The 21,230-nt window shown below is 46.6% G+C and carries 22 protein-coding genes; 17 read left to right on the top strand and 5 right to left on the bottom strand.

All coding sequences use genetic code 11. The annotated features are described in order from the left end of the window. Window positions 1-31: 31 nt before the first annotated feature. Window positions 32-196 (bottom strand): hypothetical protein, encoded by a 165-nt coding sequence (locus tag GWK75_03645; protein ID QHU91518.1) that lies wholly within the window; start codon window positions 194-196, stop codon window positions 32-34. Between the two features lie 317 nt (window positions 197-513). On the opposite strand from GWK75_03645, the gene GWK75_03640 reads away from it, so the two are divergent. From GWK75_03640 to cyaB (GWK75_03620), 5 genes are all read left to right on the top strand, one after another. Next, window positions 514-1,095 (top strand): hypothetical protein, encoded by a 582-nt coding sequence (locus GWK75_03640; GenBank protein ID QHU91517.1) that lies wholly within the window; start codon window positions 514-516, stop codon window positions 1,093-1,095. Beyond that, the gene (locus GWK75_03635; GenBank protein ID QHU91516.1) at window positions 1,076-1,480 is read left to right on the top strand and encodes a hypothetical protein; all 405 of its coding nucleotides are present in this window, start codon (window positions 1,076-1,078) and stop codon (window positions 1,478-1,480) included. The genes GWK75_03640 and GWK75_03635 overlap by 20 nt, the downstream gene beginning before the upstream one ends. A gap of 174 nt (window positions 1,481-1,654) precedes the next feature. Continuing rightward, window positions 1,655-2,251 (top strand): hypothetical protein, encoded by a 597-nt coding sequence (locus tag GWK75_03630; GenBank protein ID QHU91515.1) that lies wholly within the window; start codon window positions 1,655-1,657, stop codon window positions 2,249-2,251. After that, window positions 2,244-2,717: an NUDIX domain-containing protein gene (locus GWK75_03625; protein QHU91514.1), complete on the top strand. Its 474-nt coding sequence runs from the start codon at window positions 2,244-2,246 to the stop codon at window positions 2,715-2,717. The genes GWK75_03630 and GWK75_03625 overlap by 8 nt, the downstream gene beginning before the upstream one ends. Window positions 2,718-2,844: 127 nt before the next feature. Continuing rightward, window positions 2,845-3,426: a class IV adenylate cyclase gene (gene cyaB / locus GWK75_03620; protein QHU91513.1), complete on the top strand. Its 582-nt coding sequence runs from the start codon at window positions 2,845-2,847 to the stop codon at window positions 3,424-3,426. Here cyaB (GWK75_03620) and GWK75_03615 read toward each other — a convergent pair. Continuing rightward, window positions 3,392-4,303: a hypothetical protein gene (locus GWK75_03615; GenBank protein QHU91512.1), complete on the bottom strand. Its 912-nt coding sequence runs from the start codon at window positions 4,301-4,303 to the stop codon at window positions 3,392-3,394. The genes cyaB (GWK75_03620) and GWK75_03615 overlap by 35 nt on opposite strands. 189 nt (window positions 4,304-4,492) lie before the next feature. Here GWK75_03615 and GWK75_03610 point away from each other — a divergent pair, with 189 nt between their 5' ends. Both GWK75_03610 and GWK75_03605 read left to right on the top strand, forming a co-directional pair. Beyond that, window positions 4,493-4,831, top strand: coding sequence for an ASCH domain-containing protein (locus GWK75_03610; protein QHU91511.1), 339 nt, complete (start codon window positions 4,493-4,495; stop codon window positions 4,829-4,831). A 97-nt stretch (window positions 4,832-4,928) separates the two neighbouring features. Further along, entirely contained in the window at window positions 4,929-5,252 is a 324-nt protein-coding gene (locus GWK75_03605) for an ASCH domain-containing protein (GenBank protein ID QHU91510.1), read from the top strand. Window positions 5,253-6,007: 755 nt separating this feature from the next. On the opposite strand, the gene cyaB (GWK75_03600) is transcribed toward GWK75_03605, so the two are convergent. Genes cyaB (GWK75_03600) through GWK75_03590 form a run of 3 tightly spaced genes read right to left on the bottom strand, consistent with a single transcriptional unit; the run spans window position 6,008 to window position 8,306 of the window. Then, window positions 6,008-6,574, bottom strand: a complete 567-nt coding sequence (gene cyaB, locus GWK75_03600) for a class IV adenylate cyclase (protein ID QHU91509.1) — start codon at window positions 6,572-6,574, stop codon at window positions 6,008-6,010. Next, a complete protein-coding gene (locus GWK75_03595; protein QHU91508.1) occupies window positions 6,571-8,037 on the bottom strand; it encodes a hypothetical protein in 1,467 nt (488 codons plus the stop codon). Before GWK75_03595 ends, cyaB (GWK75_03600) begins: the two co-directional genes overlap by 4 nt. Beyond that, window positions 8,034-8,306 (bottom strand): hypothetical protein, encoded by a 273-nt coding sequence (locus GWK75_03590; protein QHU91719.1) that lies wholly within the window; start codon window positions 8,304-8,306, stop codon window positions 8,034-8,036. Before GWK75_03590 ends, GWK75_03595 begins: the two co-directional genes overlap by 4 nt. Before the next feature lie 502 nt (window positions 8,307-8,808). Between GWK75_03590 and GWK75_03585 the strand changes: the two genes are divergently transcribed. The 10 genes from GWK75_03585 (at window position 8,809) to GWK75_03540 (ending at window position 21,230) form a co-directional block, all read left to right on the top strand. Further along, complete coding sequence (locus tag GWK75_03585; protein QHU91507.1) at window positions 8,809-10,191, top strand: FtsX-like permease family protein; 1,383 nt, start codon at window positions 8,809-8,811, stop codon at window positions 10,189-10,191. Between the two features lie 6 nt (window positions 10,192-10,197). After that, window positions 10,198-11,439 carry an FtsX-like permease family protein gene (locus GWK75_03580; GenBank protein QHU91506.1) on the top strand — a complete coding sequence of 414 codons (1,242 nt, stop codon included), beginning with the start codon at window positions 10,198-10,200 and terminating at the stop codon, window positions 11,437-11,439. Between the two features lie 8 nt (window positions 11,440-11,447). Then, a complete protein-coding gene (locus GWK75_03575) occupies window positions 11,448-12,077 on the top strand; it encodes an ATP-binding cassette domain-containing protein (GenBank protein QHU91505.1) in 630 nt (209 codons plus the stop codon). 132 nt (window positions 12,078-12,209) lie between these two features. After that, window positions 12,210-12,929: a VIT family protein gene (locus tag GWK75_03570; protein ID QHU91504.1), complete on the top strand. Its 720-nt coding sequence runs from the start codon at window positions 12,210-12,212 to the stop codon at window positions 12,927-12,929. A 57-nt stretch (window positions 12,930-12,986) separates the two neighbouring features. Beyond that, window positions 12,987-14,420, top strand: coding sequence for a pyruvate kinase (pyk, locus tag GWK75_03565; protein QHU91503.1), 1,434 nt, complete (start codon window positions 12,987-12,989; stop codon window positions 14,418-14,420). Between the two features lie 69 nt (window positions 14,421-14,489). Then, window positions 14,490-15,722: a phosphoglycerate kinase gene (gene pgk / locus GWK75_03560; GenBank protein ID QHU91502.1), complete on the top strand. Its 1,233-nt coding sequence runs from the start codon at window positions 14,490-14,492 to the stop codon at window positions 15,720-15,722. Between the two features lie 51 nt (window positions 15,723-15,773). Then, window positions 15,774-16,550: a triose-phosphate isomerase gene (locus tag GWK75_03555; protein ID QHU91501.1), complete on the top strand. Its 777-nt coding sequence runs from the start codon at window positions 15,774-15,776 to the stop codon at window positions 16,548-16,550. Window positions 16,551-16,561: 11 nt separating this feature from the next. Continuing rightward, window positions 16,562-17,752 (top strand): hypothetical protein, encoded by a 1,191-nt coding sequence (locus GWK75_03550; protein ID QHU91500.1) that lies wholly within the window; start codon window positions 16,562-16,564, stop codon window positions 17,750-17,752. A gap of 31 nt (window positions 17,753-17,783) precedes the next feature. Then, window positions 17,784-19,979 (top strand): UvrD-helicase domain-containing protein, encoded by a 2,196-nt coding sequence (locus GWK75_03545; protein ID QHU91499.1) that lies wholly within the window; start codon window positions 17,784-17,786, stop codon window positions 19,977-19,979. Between the two features lie 66 nt (window positions 19,980-20,045). Beyond that, window positions 20,046-21,230 (top strand): DUF348 domain-containing protein, encoded by a 1,185-nt coding sequence (locus GWK75_03540; GenBank protein QHU91498.1) that lies wholly within the window; start codon window positions 20,046-20,048, stop codon window positions 21,228-21,230.

Raw genomic sequence — 21,230 nt, 5'->3', positions numbered from 1 at the left:
CAATGACGGTCCCTCCCTCGCTGTCAGGCAGTCACCAGTAGACAATATTTTCACCAAGTGGTCCACCGGTGGCCTTGACGTGACCGTGACCATCACCAGGGATATTGCCATACTTGCCGCCATAGTAGATGTTGACCATCCCTCCAGATCGCTGGATTCTCGCTTCTTTCCTGTCGAACCAGCCGAACTGTTCCATGATAACTCCTTCTGGAGCCGGACGAGGTTACGGTTCCTCGCGGATTAGAGTGTCTCAAGCCCAATGGCTTTGGGTAAAATGCTGGCCTTTGCGATGCAAAGGCTGATATATATATATCAATAATAGGACTTTCTGTCAAACGCAGTCCTATGAAGGTTGCAATAAAACCTACCCCCTCAGTTCTGAGTCTTATCGTTCTAAAGATATCTCTATGACCAGACTTTAATCGTGTATTATTTGAATATGACGAGATGCCCTACATTGATTATCCATGGGAATAATACATCCTTAAAAGATTTTCAAAAGGAGGATAAAGCATGCTAATACTTGCCACCGAATCGCCGACTAAGCGCATGATCATGGATAGAAGCGGGCTAGCCTACGAGGCTATTAGCGCTAATATTGATGAACGAGCTATAGAGAAATCTCACCCAGAGCTAGACGCAAGAGAGACTGCTATTCTGTTGGCACGTTCAAAGGCAGAAGCTCTTGCCAAGTTGTATCCCGACGACTGTATTGTCGCTGCTGATACATTCGGTGTTTTACCTGACGGTTCGCGCTTGCATAAAGCAAAAACCGCTACCGAAAAGATGAAGATATGTTTGAGCCAATCAGGTAAAACTACGACTATCTACACTGGCGTCTGCGTGATAAATCGAGGAAAAACGTTTACTGACAGTACGGAAACAAAGATAACATATATGAATTTTAATGCGGCGATGTTAGATAACGCTCATAATCCGAACCGTCGGAATGCTGCACTTGGTTTTCATGTTGATTCGACAGGGTTTGCGCTGATTGAGAAAATTGAAGGTTCATATATGGGCGCATTGGGATTGCCATTAGACAAGATGCATAATCTGCTAAAAAAGGCAGACTATGACGATAGCAGAAATTAAAAACAAACTAACTAGTCTAGATATCGTTAGTACTGAGCCAATTATTGTCGGCAGCGGCATATTGGATATGCTTGGCATCCGTCCAAGCAACGACATCGATTTACTTATAAGCAAAGAAACTTTTTACAAAATTGCTGGCCATGGTCATGAAATATTACAACGGCCAGATGGTTCGGAGAAAATAGAGGTTGACGATACTGAGTTGATGCATGATTGGTATGGCAAGAAAGTATCAGATGCGGCTATAAAAACAACAGTAATCGACGGGATAAAATTTATGTCAATTGAGGAAGTTTGTAGATGGAAAGCGCTACTTGATAGGGGTAAGGATCAAGCGGACATTCTGTTAATTGACAAGTATCTAGAGAATTGCAGTAAAACATAGTAATCTCCCGCCCGCCCATGCTAAAATAAAACCACAATCAACATCCGCGCGCCGTTTCGCGGCAAGGGGATGTTCGTGATCTGAGAGAAGTCGCTTGTATTAACTCCATCATTTTATACGACCAGATCAATACATCTGGTCGTTCTTGATATTATGATATAGAAAGGATTATCCATGACAAAAAGTAAAACGATTTACTTCATCACCTCCAACCTGCGCAAGTTCACAAGCCTTCAGGAATTGCTCCAGCCGCTTGGCATTGACCTGCAGCAACTTGATTACGATTTTGACGAGGGTCGGGGGCTGGATATTCAAACAATCACTAAAAGTAAACTATCTCAGGCCAAGAAAGCTTTTCCAAACAAGCGTCTGATCGTTGATGATCGCGGTTTTTTCATCCCGGCACTGAAAGGGTTTCCGGGACCGTTTGTTAAATTACTGCTGGATAGTTTTAGCTATCCCGGCATCATCAAGTTAATGCAAGATGAAGCTGATCGTAGAGCTATCTTTTCTTTCGCGGTTGGCTATTTTGATGGCAAAAAAGACCACATTTTCGTAGCCGATGAAGAGGGGTTTATTATTGATGAGCCGCGTGGTGATAATCTCCATGGCTGGACGGAATTGTTATATATTTATGGACACCCGAGCTTTCCTGGCCGTAGTTTGGCAGAATTGAATGATGAGGAGTGGAAAGAGTACTTGGCGGCAATTGAGGCGGTTGATGGATTTGTGATGTTGAGAGATTATTTGAAAGGAGAAGCTAGTGGCTAAAACTGTCATCTGTAAAGACGTCTTCGGCAATCAATACACCGTTCCCGTTGACGAGCTGAACATTAGTGTGGGCGTGTATGCAGTTATCATTGAGGATAATAAGATTCTTTTGACTCGGCAATGGGACGGCTATAGCTTGATTGGCGGCAGTGTCGAGAAAGGTGAAACGATCGAGGAATCAATTGTCCGCGAAGTTAAGGAAGAAACTGGACTGACCATAATGCCGGATAAAATCATTCACCAGGCAACTACTTTTTTCAAGCGCAACGCTGAAGCGCAGGCCAACCAGTCGATCCAGCTGTACGGGCAAATCAATAACGACAACATAACCGACAGCGAGAAAACCTACACTAACGGCACACCGGAGTGGGTTGATTTGGATAAAATTGACGATATAAACTTCCGTCATAGTGTGGGTTTGAGAACGATTTTGTGTGCGTATCGGGAGACCACTAATGGCAAATAAAGAACTAAGCTTTGGCTATGTTAAATTAGAGGGTATAGATGGTCCATGCGAGGCAGAGGTACGTAAACATAGGCGTATATCGGTAAAATGACTATAGTTTTTAGTATATGTAGACCCGGAGTTTTATGTGATTGAAATCGAAGCTAAATTCAAACTATCTACTGACGTGACTCGCAACAAGCTCATTGCGGTCCTGGAAAGTCAGTTTGTCGCGCCCATCTCAATCAAACACCAAATTGATACGGTTTTTCTACTGCCCGAACAGGTTGACAGTCCGATCGTTCCTGGCTCAAAAATCATGAGAGTACGTGACATCCTTGATCTCGAGACCGGTGAATTACGACAGAGCTTGATGACGCTAAAAATCGAAGGGCAGGCGAAATTAGTATCTGATGAATATGAATTTGCGGTTGACGACGGCGACATGGCACGCCAAATGCTCACAGCGCTGGGCTGGCGAGAAGTTGTAACGGTTGATAAAGTTCGCCTTGAGTCGAAAACTGAAGACTATACGATTTGCATAGACGATGTCGCTGGGCTAGGACTATTTATTGAACTGGAAGTTTTAGCTGAGGACGACGTAGATGTAGACGCTCTCCAAAAGCAAATGCGTAGCTTTCTGAAGAGCTTGAATATTGACGGTGAGCTGTGGAATATTCCTTATGATACAAGTATTAGAAACTTACGGGTTCAACCACAATGTCTTTGAGTAGTTTAGATATGGTCTCTTCGTTTGCAAATTGTCGCCAGCTCGGTTCGCCAATTACGACACCTAATTCCAGGATATGATCATCAATGTTTGGAACGTTCATCTTACCTTCATCATATGAAAATGATTTAAGTCGTCGTACGATACGAGATAGCGTTGGTTTCTTGAGCATGTTTGATATGACGCTATTGTAAATATGCTGCACTTTGTCGTTATTTGCTAGGTGGCTAAGTACTGTAAATTCGGTCTCTAAAGCTATTTGAGATTTTTCTTTTGTAAATTTGCTGCCATGATGGTAGTAGCCTAATTTATAGTTGGCGATATCGGCGACGGTATCATGAATTGTGGCGGCGAGGTAGTGAAAAAAAGGCAACAGTGCAGGGTCGTCAGTGAGTGGTTTTTTGATTATGTATGAAACGTGATCGACTGATAGGCTGGGGTGGTCTATTTCGCTTAGATATTTATGCTCAGCTAAATTGAGTGTATTGATCGGCTGTTCGAGTTCTCCTATCGATTGCCACACTTTAGAATCTAAGCGCGCAATTTCCTGCTTAAGTAGGGGCGGGTTATCGCACGCAATAACCTGTTCGGTCTCTGATGAAATTTGTTGCATAGCTAGCCGAATGGCACTGTTTGCGGCTGGCGATTTGAGCCGTTGTAGGTTTCCGGCTAGTAGCTCAGCTTCACTAGTGTACAAGTCTATATCGATAGTAAAAAATCCCGTATTCAGATAGTGCGTCCCGAGCGCTGAGTAATCTATGTTTCTAAGTAGCCCAGTCTGATGTGCAAGTTGTTTGAATTGATTCATCGCCATATGCTCATAGACGTGAGCTATGATGGGTGATGAAGCATTTTTGAAAAGAAGGACGCGCAACATAATTTCATTGGTTATTATAGCAAAGAAGATGGATAGTTTTGCGACCAGTATCGGTACGACGGTCGTATTTAAAGCATGGGCAAGTCTTTTTCGCTAAGCCTTAGGACTAGACTCATTTCGGAGTCGGGCGAAGATATATCTTCGTATTGGCAGTGGCTATGCGTTGTCTGTTTGCTATAATGAGTCTATATGACTACACATCAACTAAGATTAGCTACCGAGCCTTATGACGCCATAGTCTCTGGTAAGAAAACTATCGAATCACGACTATACGATGAAAAGCGCCAGAAAATTCAAATCGGCGATCAAATAATTTTTACCAACCGGGAAGACCCTAGCCAAACTGCTACGGTTAAGGTAGCAGGATTGCAGCGCCATGCAACGTTTCGTGATTTGTTCTTGCAGAATGATCCTCGTAAGTTTGGCGGTGAGAGTGTTGAAGGGCTCGAAAGCCAAATCAATAAATTCTATTCTCTTCACGACCAAAGACAAAATGGAATTGTTGGAATTGAATTTGAACTAATATAATTATAAACTTACATCTCTATTGCATTATTGATACAAGCGTATTCATATATGCGCTTAGGCGCAATAGTGAGGCTCAGCCTCCAAGAAAGGAGATCCTATGCGTAAGATGCGCATCAAGCGACTTTACTACGATGCGATCATGTCAGGCCTAAAGACTCTGGAGGTCCGTGTCGGATACAACAGCATCAAGCATCTTAAGGCTGGGGAAATATTGCGGCTCGAGGCTGGACACGCGTCTGGCGTTGTGCGAATCAAGTCGATCCGCATCTATGACAATTTTGCCGATATGCTGGCAATCGAGCCTTGGCGACAGGTCGTGCCGCAGGCGAAAAGCAAAGAAGAGGCGCTCTGTCTCCTTCAAAAGATCTACCCGCCCTACAAGGAGCGCCTTGGTGTTCACGTTATCGAGATTGAGAAGTAGGACAGTAAAAAAGAGGGCACACCCCCTGGATTAGAGAAACTTATCTGAATACTGCCTATTTCACATTCCCTTCACATACCCTTGCTACACTGACATAAAACCAAGAAAGGAGATCTCCATACCTAATTGTGATATTGATAAGCAAGCACGCCAAGCAATATCATCGCTGAGAGTTGATTAATGTTTTTTTTGGACAGGGATATAGCGGCAATCTTTACATCTTGCATAGTAGGATAGATAGCATATATAGTTCCTACAAAAGAAATATTATACGTTGTTTATATAATGCTCTAAAATTCTAACATCTCTTAGTACCATAAAACATGTTCGATAAACCGAGTCATAGTCAGATGATCCAAGTTTTTCTAGCGACTCTTTCATCTTTCTTAGCGCTTGTAATTTTGGTAGCCAGACATATTCAGTACCCTCAGCTTTTTCAGTTAGATTATTTGACTCCAGTTCGTCAACTTTTCTTGCCTTATAAACGAACGACAGTTGTTTGAAATTTTCTTGTGATTTATATTCAATAGCTATTCCTAGCTCTTTGATTATATCGACAACACAATCCAGCTCTTCTTCACACTCACGCCTAAACGCCTATTGAGCTTTTTCGTTACTATCAATACCGCCACAAAGCAACACGCCGACAGCAGTGGCGTCGGCCTCTATACCGTGGAAATGCTGCTCGATGCCAAAGGACTGGACTATGACTTCACGCCGCATGGACAGGGTATGCGGTTTGTGGTGAGGTTTAATTAAAGTCCCATGCAAATATCCCGATAAGGCCGCGTAACAACTTCTGCCGATTCAAGTCCGAGTTTGGTTTCAATGTCACTAATCATCGCTAGAGCACTAGTCTTATCATCTGACAGAACTTCAACTTCCACGAACGTTCCGGCGTTTTTAATTTCATCAATAGCTACCGTTGCTTTTGGAAAGTTTGGTGACTGGAGCGATCGCCGGTATTTTTTGACCTCGACCAGCTGTACCATGCCGAGGTTGGCGAGCAGTTGCTTGGCGATTGCTGCGTCTCCGGGTTGAATTGGCAGGTTTGTCTCGGGCTTAATGATCACATCGTTTTTCGTATGTGTCGCAGTCGTCGTCGCAGGCTTATATGTCACCTCAGCAAAACCATCGCGCTGGCGAATCCGCAAGCATTCAACCGTCTGCATGAAATCGACATCAGGACGAGAATAATACGTATCGATTTCGTGGCGGCTACTCTGTAGCTCAAAACCGAGGTCTTGCAATCGCTTAATTAATTCTTTTGAGTCACCAGTTAATTGGCGTTTGCGTTCGATTTCTAGTAGTTTCTTGGTCATTTGGTGGCCTTTCTTATGGGTGTATAAATATTTGATAATACGTCATGAGAGCAGTGCATCGATAAGGCTCCTAGGGCGCCGTTAATCTTTTCTTGCAAATTACTATCTCTGTCTTTTAATGTAAGAAGCTCGAACAGTACTAGTTGCTTTCCATCTGACAGAGGATTACTTAATTTAGATTCTAGATATCTGTTGTAATAGGCTCTATCTATCTTTTTAATATCATGCTTGCTTGTAGGTAACAGTATTTGCGTACCATTGCTTGCTTCGAATGAGTTTAATGCAACGCTACCTAGCAAGTCCCCGATAGGCATATAGAAATAAGTTTCTGAGCCTTCTCTCTCTAGCCATTCACTCCAAGACTTCCAATGTTCAGATGATTCAGAATTCTCGATGATATCAGATAAGACTTCTCCCATGCGTACATCAGAAGTATTATCGAATATGTCACCATCAACTATATATTCATTCTCAGAAACAGGCGTACTCATAGCTTTTAATATAGGATCGTCATCAAGCATCCTGTAGTGTACACGCTTGTGGCCTCTAACTCTATCAATCCAATCATTTGTTTTGCTAGGGTCATCTAATTCTGGAATGATTCCAAGATTGCCGTTCCTCCACAAGTAATCACGCAGTGTTATGTAGTGACGCTGAGTTTCACGTAATAGGCCTATGGGTGCCTCTATGCTAAGAGGTGATTTTCCTTCTATTGAATCAACGTTTATAGGATTGCCGTTCTGAGACAGCTTAATTCTATCTCCGTAGTGCTTATACGAATGGTTTGCGTTCCTCGTATAGTAATCAAGGAATAATTTACAAAACATAACCCACGAGCTTCTATCATAAATATGGCGCGTTCTTTCGTGCATCGACAGATTCTTGACCCCATAAACATCTCTGTATGCATAGAATCCGCCAGAGCTTAAAGTACTTGCTATACCTTGAAAAGTTTTATCCATCGCACCATAGCCACCGGCATACGAATAGATTTCATGTATAACCGCTGACGTAGAAAGTATGTCAACGCTCTGAGGTGGAAATATATCTGATAGATCAGTTGCACTACCATTATGAAAAGAGGTTGATACGCCAAAACTTTCTACAGTCTTTCTAGCCGCTAAAAGGCTTTCAGATTGTACACCATCTAATTCAAGCATTGAAATGTGAGTTGGTGTTATTAGACCATTTTCAGCAATTTCGGCAGTAAAACCCGATAATGCTGATCCTCCCCCTGGGCCAATTTCAAGAAGTCTAATAGAGTTTCTGCCCAGGTCAGCAGATAGGCGGCGATAGGCCTCTACAGACAATAGCGATTTTTCATGACCATTACCATTCGCTGCCACGTCTATATATAATGCATCTGTCTTTGGTGTTATTGCAAATTTACTCATAATAATACTGATATTGGTGGATATGCCATTGGCCTCAAGGGTTGCCTTGAAGCTAATGGCGATCCTCACTCGACGGAAATGATCTCAACCGTCATCTCTCCACGAGGAGCGGAGTAGGAGACGGTATCGCCAGTGGCATGCCCCAGGAGCGCTGTCCCGAGCGGTGAGTCCGTGGAAACCTGTTGGATTTCATCATCGCCTCCGACTCTCTGTCCAGCCATCTTAACCCTAAAGGTCTTCTTGTTCGGAGACTTGAGAGTTACGACGTGTCCGAGGCCAATAGTGCTTCCTGAGGTCTCCTCCACGATGATTGTACTCTGAATCCGACGAGTCACGATTCTGAGTTGCGACTAAATTCGACGAATAAGCTCATTCGTCGCGTCAAACGCAGCATTATCATGCCACGTATTGCTGTCTGACGCTGCGGGCTCCCCCAGCTATCCGAGAGCTTCTTTGGGGCTTTTCTTGAGCTGAGTCTCTTGCTCCAAAAGCGCGTCGTAAGTCTCCTGGGTGCAGTAGTATGAAGTCATTTCGACATCTTTCTGTAGAGGATCGATTTTTGCGGTTGCAAAAACTAATATAAATATATCAGTAACAGGGTATGTTGTCAGGTTATCTACCAAATTTAAACGGTTGCTAGACCAAAGAAAGCTGTATCAACACTAAAGCCAGGAGGATTAATTACCCAAAGATTAATTGATACTTCTTATTATATAATAATTCTACACTTTCTATGCTGTGGATATATCAAGATAGCAGTATCAAAATTTCTAATTCATCCATTTCACATTCCCTTCACATATCCTTGCTACACTGACATAGAACCAAGAAAGGAGATCTATGTCATTTATACAACGTGCCTGGTTGTATATCACCAGGAAAAAACTCAAAACGCTGATTTTGCTGGCGATTTTGCTGTGTATGTCGACGATTATGCTGAGTGGATTTGCCATCAAGCATTCGACCGACGCGGCAGCGCAGTCGCTAGACAAAACGCTCAAGGCCGGCTTCACGCTGGGCAATAATCCGCGCACCAATCCGGGAACAGCCCGCGGTTCGGGAACGGTATCAAACAAAGACATCGACGCAGTGAAGAACCTGGAGGGCGTGACGGACTATGTCAAGCGCCAGAACGCCACGGTCGACTTCATCAATACCAAGCTTGTGCCGTTACCAAGCGGCGGCAGCGGCTATGATGCCGAGAAAGACAAACAATTTGGCAACGCCGCTACCATCATCGGTGTTAATAAATCTGAGTCCGAGAAAAAGTTCCGGGCTGAGTCGCTCAAGCTCATCGCTGGCCGGCACATCACCGAGAACGATTCTCGCAAGATTTTGGTGCACGAAGATTTTGCCAAGGCCAACAACCTGAAGCTTGGCAGCAAAATTAAGTTAAGGGCCAATCAATACGACACCGACAACGAACATCCATCCAAGGACGAGGTAGAAGTGGAAATCGTCGGTATATTTAACGGCAAGAACCCAAAGCAGGCGACGTACCAGGTGGAACTGTTCGAGAATTTATTCCTGACTGACCTCGCGACGACCCGCCGGTTGAACGCGTATAACGAGCAAAATGAGATTTATCAGGACGCTACGTTCTTTACCAAGGGCACCAAACAGTTGGATGAGGTGATGGCGCGGGCAAATAAATTGCCAGTCAATTGGCAAAAGTATCAATTGAATAAGAATAGCCAGGAACTGGCTGGCGTGACTGGCGCGGTGAACGGCGTGTACGGCCTGATCGACGGCATGTTGTGGGCGACGGCGCTGGTCAGTGTCGCGGTGATCGGCATGGTGCTGTACTTGTGGATGAATGAACGCAAGCGCGAGGCGGGCGTACTCTTGGCGACGGGTGTGCCGCAGTCAAAGATTGTGTTGCAATATATCGCTGAGCTGGTGATGATCGCGGTGCTGAGCTTCGGCGCGTCGTACTTTACCGCAGGGCTGATTGCTCAACAGATGGGTGATCACGTGGTGTCGCAGGCGGCACAGAATGCCACGCGTCAAGCTGGCAGTTCCCTCAACGGTGCATCGCTCGGTGCTGACGCTGACTCGGTGACGTCATCGCGCACGCTAGAAAAGGTGACGGTTGGTGTACAACCGACGGATCTGCTGGCAGTGTGGAGCGCTGGACTGGCGGTGATTATCATTGCGGTGCTGCTGGCTTCGCGGCCGATTACTCAGTCAACGCCAAAAGAATTACTAACTGAAGTGGACTAGGGGCGAATGATGACGATTATCAAACGAGCCTGGACGGCTGTGACGCGCAAGCGGCGTCGCAGCCTGACCATCGCCCTGATTATGACGCTGATTTTCACGCTGCTAATCGGCACGCTGACAGTGCAGCAGACGATGGCGCAGCTGAAGCAATCGGTCGAGCGAAACATCCGCGCCGGCTTTAGTATCGCTAACAAGCAACCGTCGGGCGGGGTGCCGATGGAGATAGCACAGCGAGTGCAGCACCTGGACAAGGTCAAAGCACACAATTTCCAATCAGAGACTACCGCGGAACTGCCAGGCAAACAGTTGATCGACACGGCAGGCAGCGGTGTGCAGCTGGACTCTAACGTGGCTGGCGAGGCGAAGGTGACGGGCGCAACACAGAGTGATTTGCTGAGCGAATTTATTGGTCGATTCTACCAACTAGAGCAGGGCAAGCATTTGACCGAGCACGATCAAAACGCGGCGCTGGTTCACAAAACGTTCGCCGAAAAAAATAATATCAAGCCAGGCGACAAGCTGGACATTACCAAAGACGGCCGGCGCGTGACGGTGACTGTCATGGGTATCTTCAGCGGTAAAGGCGAAAAGCCGGCGGTCTTGCAGTCCGACATGGCAGAGAATCATCTCATCACCAACTTAGCTGCGGCGCAGCAGCTGACAGGTAGCCAGCAGCTGACACGAGCAACGTATTTCGCAGAAAATCCACATCAGCTGAAGTCGTTAACGGACCGCGCTAAAAGCCTACCAAACGTTGATTGGCAAAAATTTAGCCTAACCGACAACGGGGCCGTGTTTGCCGGGGTTCTCCAAAACATCGCTGGCATTCAAAACATCTTGACGATTGCCACCATCGGTGCAGCCGCCGCAGGATTGGCGGTGTTGTCACTGGTGCTGGTGTTCTGGGTGCGTGGCCGCTTGCATGAAATTGGCATCTTGCTGTCCATCGGCACGTCAAAGCGGCAGGTTATCGGACAGTTCTTGGCGGAGCTCGCCATCATTGCCGCAGTCAGTTCGGTATTCGCGCTCGGTGTCGGTTCGGTTGTCTCGTCGCAGATTTCTACCGCCCTCACAGCGCAAACCGACCAAAGCCAGCGCGTAGAAAAAACCGTGGTGCAAGCCGCGCCACCGGCGACCTACTTGCAGGCTCTCGCCTTCGGCTACATGGTCGTTCTGCTGTCAGCTATCGCTGCCACCGCGCCAGTCATGCGCCAATCACCAAAGCAAATTTTAGCAAAATTAAGTTAGGAGTTATTATGTCACTACTTACGTTACGCGATATCATCTACTCATACGCCGACGGTACGAGCAACGTACTCAACGGCATCAATTATCAATTTGAAAAAGGCAAGTTCTACGCCATCATCGGTAGTTCTGGCGCTGGTAAGTCGACCCTGCTGGGGCTGCTAGCGGGGCTGGACACGCCGACCGACGGGCAGATTTTGTTCGACGATCAAGACATCGCCGAGCAGGGTTACTCGCATCATCGCAAACACAATATCTCGCTGGTGTTTCAGAATTATAACCTGATTGATTATCTGACGCCGCTGGAAAACTTGAAATTGGTTAATTCCAAGGCCACTAACGAAACGTTGCACTCCATGGGCTTGGACGACGATCACATTCACCGCAATGTCATGAAACTTTCTGGCGGTCAGCAACAGCGCGTAGCGATCGGCCGAGCGCTCGTCTCACGCGCACCGATTATCTTGGCGGACGAGCCAACTGGCAACCTGGACGAAACTACCGCTGCCGACATCATCGACATCCTGCGCCGCGCCGCCCACGAAAATGACAAATGCGTCATCGTCGTCACTCACAGTAAACAGCTGGCCAAGCAAGCGGATGTAGTATTGAAGCTGAAGGATAAAAAGTTGAAAGCATAAAAATAGCTTCCAAAAAATACACGTTTTAAATATAGCTCGAAAGAGCTATATTTTTATGTTATTTTTGAATATTGGTTTATGTGATGATGCGGCGATATCACGTAAACTTAATTACATAGAAAAGGAGGCGAAATGCCAGAAACAGATAGTACAAAATATGATTTACCGAGTGATCGGGTAGATAATAGCAAGCTCAATAAATTACGTGCGGCAGTGCTCGGCGCGAATGACGGTATCGTGAGTATATCTAGCGTAGTTATGGGTGTGGCTGGTGCGACGAGCGACAGCCAAGCGATCAGTGCCGCAGGGTTGGCTGCATTGATCGCTGGAGCGTTGTCGATGGCGGTGGGTGAGTATGTCTCGGTTAGTAGTCAATCTGATGCTGAAAAGACTTATATTCGTTTAGAGAAAGAGCGTCTACGTGATGATCCAGAGTATGAACTAGATGAGCTAGCACGTGAATACATGAAGCATGGAGTGAGTGAGAAAACTGCACGCCAAGTGGCGATTGAACTGACTGAAAAAAATGCCCTCAAGGCGCATTTAAGGATGCACTTTAATATCGATCCCGATGATATCAATAATCCATGGCAAGCGGCAATCGCTTCGCTACTCGCATTTACTGCTGGAGGCATCGCGCCATTTTTGGCGATTATGCTATTTCCTCCAGAGAGCCGAATTGTTGCAACCGTTGTGGTAGTGCTTTGCTGTTTGTTTACGGTCGGATACCTCAGTGCACGAGCTGGCGGGGCGCATAAAGGTCGAGCCGTAGTGCGTGTTGTGATTGGTGGTATTTTGGCGATGGCGATTACGTACGGTGTTGGTGTGTTGTTTGGAACGACAATCGGATAGGTTATAGACGCCAAACTCAATTGAAAAAATAGAGGTATTGTGGTACATTTTGTAACGATGAATACTATTTTTAAACGTACTAAGATACTGGCGACTCTGGGGCCATCAACTTCTACACCAGAGAAAATCAAACAACTTATGCAGGCGGGGGCAAACGGATTCCGTCTCAATTTTAGTCACGGCGCTTACGAGGAGCGACTTGAGCAGGTTAAGTGGATCCGCGAAGCCAGTGCCGAGCTAAATCGACCAGTTGCTATACTCCAGGACCTTCAGGGCCCAAAGATTCGTCTCGGTGCAATCAAAGATAATCATTTTGATGTCAAAAAGGGCGACGAGATTGTGCTTGACTACGCCCTCAAAGAGCACGACGGCAATGCTACTTTGCCCGTACAATACAATCTTGCCGATAAGGTAAAGGTTGATGAACCAGTCTATATTTTTGATGGCAAAATCAAAACGACGATGATTGAACGCGTCAGCGATACGGCGATCAAGTTGCGAGTTGAAAATGACGGTTTCTTGATGAGCAAGAAAGGCCTCAACTTGCCTGATACCGATTTTGGCGGTGATATTTTGACCGAAAAGGATCTCAGAGATATTGAGTTTGGTGCAGGACAAGATTATGACTATGTGGCGTTAAGTTTTGTTCAGAGCGAAGACGATATCAATAATCTTCGACAAATTATGCTCAGTCACGGCTCAACCGCGCAGATCATCGCAAAAGTCGAGACGAAGACTGCGATCAAGCCTGAAACACTAGAAGCTATCGTAAAAGCAAGTGACGGCGTGATGGTGGCTCGTGGTGACCTGGCGGTTGAAACTGGTGCTGAGATTGTGCCGATTATTCAGCGCCAAATTATCGCGCTTTGTCGTAAGTATGGCAAACTAAGCATCGTTGCTACCCAGATGATGGCAAGTATGGTCGATGCGCCTGAGCCAACTCGTGCTGAGGTAAGCGACGTGGCGACAGCGGTTATTATTGGTGCAGATACAGTAATGCTTTCGGACGAGACAGCTAACGGTAACTACCCAGTTGAAGCTGTGTCAGCGATGCGCAAGACAATTGTCTACGTGCAGGACAACTGGCCGGTAACACTTGGTGATGAGCATGTAGTTACACCAGAAGAGATGCGTCGCAACGCAATATCGCGCGCAGCTGTCGAAGTCGCTGAGAATATCGGCGCGACGGCAATCATCGCCGAGACAAAAACTGGTGCGACGGCGGCAAATATTGCTGCAGCTCGACCAAGCTTGCCGATATGTGCAGTGACGAGCAGCCCTCGTGCCGCACAACAGCTCGCTCTGACATATGCGACACGAAGCTTTGTACGACCTGATGGCGAAAAGGCGGGTACTAAGCTTGCTAGAGAGCTGGCTGATCAGAAGTATTTTGGCCACGAGCTAGAGAAGTTGACGGTTGTGATTGTAAGTGGTCGTGCACCTGGCGTGACTGGTGGCACGGATTCGCTCCGTGTACGTGTCGTTGAATAATACACTATAAACTATAGCGATCCAAAAATACCCCGAGATAGGGGTATTTTTTGTGGTAACATAAGTGATATGATGGGTGGAAAATTTCTTAAAATGACGATGTCTAGTGTGCCATTGAGAGCAAAAACCGTTCTCGTACGTACTGATTACAATGTTCCACTGACCGATGACGGCAAGGTGAGAGATGATTATAGGATTGTTAAGAGCCTCCCGACTATCCGAAAATTACTGTCCGAAGGCTGTAAGGTTGTTGTCATTAGTCACCTCGGGCGACCAAATGGTGTAGTCAACCCGAGATATAGTCTGGAACCGATAGCTATGAGGTTGGCGGAGCTTCTTGGCGAGCCAGTTAGATTTGTTGATCGTTGCGTAGGCGACAAGATGCGAATGGCGATAAAACGATCGCCGGGACGTAGCGTGGTGATGTTGGAGAATTTACGATTTCACCCAGAAGAAGAGTCAAATGACATAGGTTTTGCCGAGCAAATAGCAAAAGATAGTGGTGCTAGTTTGTTTATTCAAGACGGATTTGGGGTGGTGCACCGAGCACATGCTAGCACTGACGCAATTACTCGTTTTTTGCCAAGTGTAGCTGGTTTTTTGGTAGAGCGAGAGTTTAGGATGATTTCTGAAATAGTACGAGAACCCACTCGACCACTTGTGGCTGTGCTCGGTGGCGCGAAAGTTAGCGATAAAGTCGAAGCAATGGAGGCTTTGGTCGATGTGGCGGATGCGATTATCGTTGGTGGAGCGGTTGCAAATACATTTTTAGCGATTCGTGGCGTATCGATGGGTGAGAGCCGAGTCGATATGAAGCAGAAGGGGGTGATTGATTCCATATACAAAAAAGTTGCCCAAAAAGTTGGCGATGAACGAGTTGATTCGTTTGTCGTACTGCCAGTTGATCTCGGTGTCGGTACGTCAACTAGCCAGATAGCGACACGTCAGGATGTGTCGATTCATGATGTTCCTGAGGGATCTATGGCTCTGGATCTTGGCCCCGAGACTGCTCGGCTGATTGAATCAATCGTAAGTCGATCTCGTACGGTTGTTTGGAGTGGAACGCTAGGCTATAGTGAGGTGCCGGCATTTCGGACGACTTCAGTAGCGCTTGCTAGGACGCTCAAGCAATGCAGTGACGTATTTTCTCTGATAGGAGGTGGTGAAACGGCAGATTTTGCGGTTAATTGGGATGATCGATGCGGCGATAGTTTTGGCTACGTATCAACAGGAGGAGATGCTAGTTTGGCGTTGATCAGTGGCAAAAAATTACCAGGAATTGAGGCATTGCTAGACGCATAGACGTTGATGATGTACACTAAGAGTTAGTTAACCGTAAACAGTTTCTATCACGTGGGCAAAAAACTTATTATCGCAAACTGGAAAATGAACCTCAGTATCAACGAGGCTAGTCTATTTGTACATAAACTTGATGGACTAGTGCGTAATCATCCTGATGTGGAGGTTGTGCTTGCGCCTACTATGCTCGCCCTGCAGCCGGTCCATCTGCAAGTTCAGCACCATCATTTTGACCTTGCGGCACAGAATTTTTATTGGCGTGATCACGGTGCGTACACCGGTGAAGTTTCGGCGTCTCAACTGAGAGGAATCGTCAAGTATGCTCTAGTTGGACACAGCGAACGTCGTCACGTGTTTGGCGAGCCAAATAGAGATATTCGCCATAAAGTTCAAGCAGCCTTTCGTAACCAGATCATTCCAGTGCTTTGTGTCGGTGAAACAGCAAGTGAGCGAGCAGACGGAGAGACCAATGACGTGCTACATGATCAGCTAGTCGGTGGGTTAGCTAATATTACTAGTGAAGAGGCGGAACGTCTGGTAGTGTCGTATGAGCCTGTTTGGGCGATTGGCACGGGTAAAAGTGCGACACCCGGTGACGTTGAAAAGGCCATCAGAGCGATCCGTAGTCAGGTTAGATATCTTTTTGGAGACAAGGCTGCACGCAAATTACGTGTTCTATATGGCGGAAGTATTACAGTCGATAACGCAAAAAGTTTCTTGACTGCCAAGGGTGTTGATGGTCTGCTCGTGGGCGGGGCAAGTCTAGATGCGCATGGTTTTGCGGAAATTATCAAAAAATCATATGGCGATAAGGTTGTTGCCAAGAAGTAAAGGCGGGGTAGATGTCAGAGATAGATTTTGATGAACTTGATAGGGCGGTCAATGATCTAATGTCGAACGTAGATACTAGCAAACGACACGAGGGACTGGATGATCCTGAGGATAAGGTCGTTACGCTCGATAGTTCGTCTACGGAGTCCGGGAAAGTTGCATCATCACCTGTTGCAGAGACGACGACCGTAACGCCAATGTCAGCTCCGGAAGCAAAACCAGCGCCAGCGCAGTCTTCACCTCTTGCGGTGAAGCGACGTGGTCAGTTCATGGATATGGTTCATCCATCTTCTGACATGACATCTGCATCTCGACCGGTCAAGCGGGATGGTGTTTCGATAATGCCGCCAAGCGAAACCGTTTCTACTTCGCCTTCGACTGAATCGGTAAAAAAACCGTCTTCCGTTACTAATACCCCGGTCAATAATAAGCCTGCACCTACATTATCGTCCATCCGCACACCTTCTTCGACTACGGTCGTATCTACGCCTATGTCTACTCCTGCTCCAGCTGTGCCTAGCGCTGAGAAGCTGTCTCAGCCAATCGCTAGTTCTGCGATTCAGCCGTCAGCGCAGCCGAATCCCACCGCGCCCATCGCGTCCAGCTATAGTTCTCCTGGAGTGATAGAACCAAGCGATAACAAGAATGATCAGCCAGAAGAAGTGGCGAGTGTTGAGTCAGAGATACCTGCAGAGATAGTTGATGAGGCCTCTTCCATATCTTCACCTCAGCCTTTACCTACGGCTCCATTTTTGTCTGATGCGAGAGTCGAGAAGCGACCGCTTGGCGCGAATTCGGAGTCCGCAGCAAAACCTCCTCAGGATGTTGCTGAGGAGGAGGATGCGCCAGTGTCTGAGCCAGTATCACTTCCTGCCGAACTACAGGGCGACGTTGTTGCGGTTGAGGCCTCTGTTCCGCTTGATATTGATAAGGCAGGTTCGTTATCTGAGGTAGATGGCCAATCTTCCGATGCTGACCTGGTAGTTGATGCTGGCGTGGATCTAACCGCTCAGAGCATTGAGCAGACGGACGTTGATGATCAGGTTAATGGCTCAATATATGATACCGCTAATTATCATCAGCCAATTGATGGTAAGAAACCGGAAAAGAAATCGTCTCCTCTGAAGTGGCTAGCCTGGTTTCTTGTTCTATTGATAGTTGGTGTTGGTGCGGGCGTCGCATACTTCTTCTTGACGCATTAAATATAAACTTCGCAAGGTATAATAGGTAAATATGGATATCTTGGAGGGGCTTAATGATGCGCAGAAGTCTGCCGTTTTGAAGACGGCGGGACCGCTTTTGATACTGGCGGGAGCGGGAAGTGGCAAGACAAAGACGCTTACACACCGAATAGCACATCTTATCGTACACGATCGAGTATGGCCAAACGAGATACTGGCGGTTACGTTTACGAACAAGGCGGCCCGTGAAATGCGAGAGCGTCTTTGGAGTTTGGTGGGCCCGGGTTCTACTGAGAGTGTCAATGTCGGCGAGAGTGCTATTAGGACGAGTGAAGCTTTAGGCCTTAATCATGGGGTGACCAAAGAACAGGGCCCACCTAGGTATTTCATGCCCTGGATGGGGACTTTTCATGGCATCTGTGTCAAGATTCTGCGACAAGATGGCTCTAGGATTGGGGTTCAACCAAACTATGTCATCTACGACGAGGATGATCGGCAGGGCTTAGTTAAGCAGGCTATGAAAGAACTTTCGATTAGTAGCGATCAGGTTAAACCTCGGTCAGTAAGTTCGGCGATATCGTCTGCCAAGAACGAGCTTGTCGACCCAGCGACCTATGCAGAAACTGCTCATTATCCAAACCAACAGGCAATTGCAAAGATATACGAGCGGTATGAGAAGCTACGTAACCTAGCGGGAGCGCTTGATTTTGACGACCTTCTCATCGAGACTGTGCGGCTTCTTCGTGATGTGCCTGAAGTGCGTGAGCGATATCAAAAACAGTTTAGGCACGTCCTAATCGATGAGTATCAAGATACCAACGTCGCTCAGTACGCAATCGTTAAATATTTGGTAAATAGTGAAAAAAATATCTGCGTTGTCGGTGATGATTGGCAATCGATCTATAGCTGGCGTGGTGCAGATTTCAAGAATATTCTCAATTTCGAACGAGATTTCCCTGGTGCTTTGGTTGTAAAATTGGAGCAAAATTATCGTTCAACTTCATCTATTCTCGAAGCAGCACACAATGTAATCACAAAAAATACCGAACGTACCGACAAAAAACTCTGGACTAACTTGGGCCCAGGAAACCCAGTTGAAATTCAGGCCGTATATGATGAGGCTGAAGAAGCCTATTCGGTCGCAAGTCGTATATCAGCCCAAGTGTCGATTGGGGCGCGAAATTATGGAGATTTTGCTGTTTTGTATCGTATGAATGCGCAGAGTTTTTCTCTTGAGCGAGCCTTCATGCAGCATCGTATTCCATACCAATTGGTTGGTGGCGTTAGATTTTATGACCGCAAAGAGATCAAGGATATTATCGCGTACCTTCGTCTACTTTATCAGCCAAATGACCGAATGAGCTTTAGCCGAATCGTTAATGTGCCAGCTCGTGGAATCGGTGCTACTAGTTTTGAAAAGTTTCTCACCTGGCAGGCTGAATCGGGAATGGATATTATATCTTCGCTTGTTAACGCTGACCAGGCGGATAAGTTGACGTCACGTGCTAAAGGAGCTCTTGTTGGTCTGGGCGAGTTGCTCAGGAGGCTGCAGGTGCGTATTGAGAGCGACATAAACCCAAGTGATGTTATTGAGCAGCTGATTGAATCAACCGGCTACCGTGATTACATATTAGATGGCACTCCCCAGGCAGAGGATCGCGAGGCGAATCTCGGTGTATTGGTGAGTGATGCTAAGTCATTTGCGACATTACCCGACTTTCTCGAGGAAGTCGCGCTAATGAGCACTGCAGATCAAGCGAGCGATGAATCAAAGGTAACATTGATGACACTCCACTCTGCTAAGGGACTCGAGTTTCCGGTTGTATTTATGGTCGGCATGGAGGATGGTTTATTTCCGAGCTCGCGTGCGCTCGAAGAAGGTCCGCGTCAGCTCGAAGAGGAGCGTCGACTTTGTTATGTTGGTATGACGCGAGCGCGTGAAGAACTGCATCTGTTATACGCTCAGAGTCGGATGCAGTATGGTAATCGCACTTACAGTTCGCCGTCGCGGTTTCTTGAGGACATGGGGCATCAAGTGGCTTTACGCCCTAGTGTGCCTACTGCGCCTAAACGTAACGAATTCGATGAATTTGTGATGGATATTGATGTGGGCGATCAGGTGCGCTCGCCTCAGTTTGGCGTAGGCGAAGTTATTGATGTTGATGGCTTAGCGGTAACGGTCGAGTTCGTGACAGGGGCGAGAAAGAAGCTAAACACTGAATATGCTCGTCTCGAAAAACTCACCTAGACTAGCAATTTACTCGTTATTTTGCTAAAATTGGAGGTACGTACTCGAGTGGGAGTAACGATAGGTATGGATAAAGTTATCACACCACCACGCCACCACTATCGAATCTTTATTTCAGCACTTGCAGTTCTGGTATTGCTTGGGGTTATTTTTGTGATGAACCGTCACGTACGGGCGGAAGAGTCCGCACCAGCTTCAAACGAGAGGATTATTACGCTTCACGATGACGGCACTGACAAGGGTTTTATTACTAAAAAATCGACAATTCGCGAGGCTCTAAAAGAACAAGGTATTCGGCTCGACGAAAATGATCGCACAGAGCCAGGACTTGATGAAAAATTTGTCGCAACCTCGTATCAGATAAACATTTATCGAGCGCGTCCAGTTCTGGTACGCGATGGTGCTACCGAAACAAAGATAGTTACGTCCTATAGGACAGGAAAGCAGATTGCCGCACATGCAAAAATTGCACTTCGGGATGCCGACAAGGTCAGCCTTGCGCCGTCAAAAGATCCAATTGCTGATGGCGCTGCAGAGGTCATGACAATTAAGCGTGCGACAGAGCTCATATTTAATTTTTATGGCAAAACCGAAACTAACTACACCTTAGCATCAACGGTTGGAGATATGTTGAGAGAGAAAAAGATCAATATGAGCGCTTCTGATGGCGTTTCTCCTGCGGTTGAAACACCAATTACTCCTGGCATGACGGTGCGTCTATGGCGTGAGGGTGTACAGACCGTGACAGTCGAAGAACCAGTAGCGCATACTATTAAGCAGATCAAGGACGCTGATCGCGATAAGGGCTACAAAAATATTCAAACAAAGGGCGAAAACGGACAGCGTACCGTTACATACGAAATAAATGTGCAAAATGGTGTTGAGGTTTCGCGCAAGGAGATTAACAGTAATGTCACGAAACGGCCTGTCGAGCAGGTAGAGGTGGTCGGTACAAAAGTTTCGTTACCCGCTGGTTCGCATGAGGACTGGATGGCGGCGGCTGGAATTTCACCAAGTGATTATGGATATGTGAACTTTATTTTCTCAAAGGAATCTGGTTGGCGACCAAATGCAGCAAGCTCAAACGGATATTATGGACTAGGACAAACGAACCTAAAGAGTATATCTGGCGCATGTCCTAACTGGGAGAGTGATCCAATTTGTCAGATTCGTCTCTTTGATCGATATAAATCTCGTTATGGGAGCTGGCGAGATGCCTACGATTTTTGGGTAAGTCACCGCTGGTGGTAG

The organism is Candidatus Saccharibacteria bacterium oral taxon 955, assembly GCA_010202265.1.
GTDB lineage: Bacteria > Patescibacteriota > Saccharimonadia > Saccharimonadales > Saccharimonadaceae > Saccharimonas.
The sequence above is the reverse complement of the archived record's forward strand: the minus strand, read 5'-3'. Positions and strand labels throughout refer to the sequence as shown.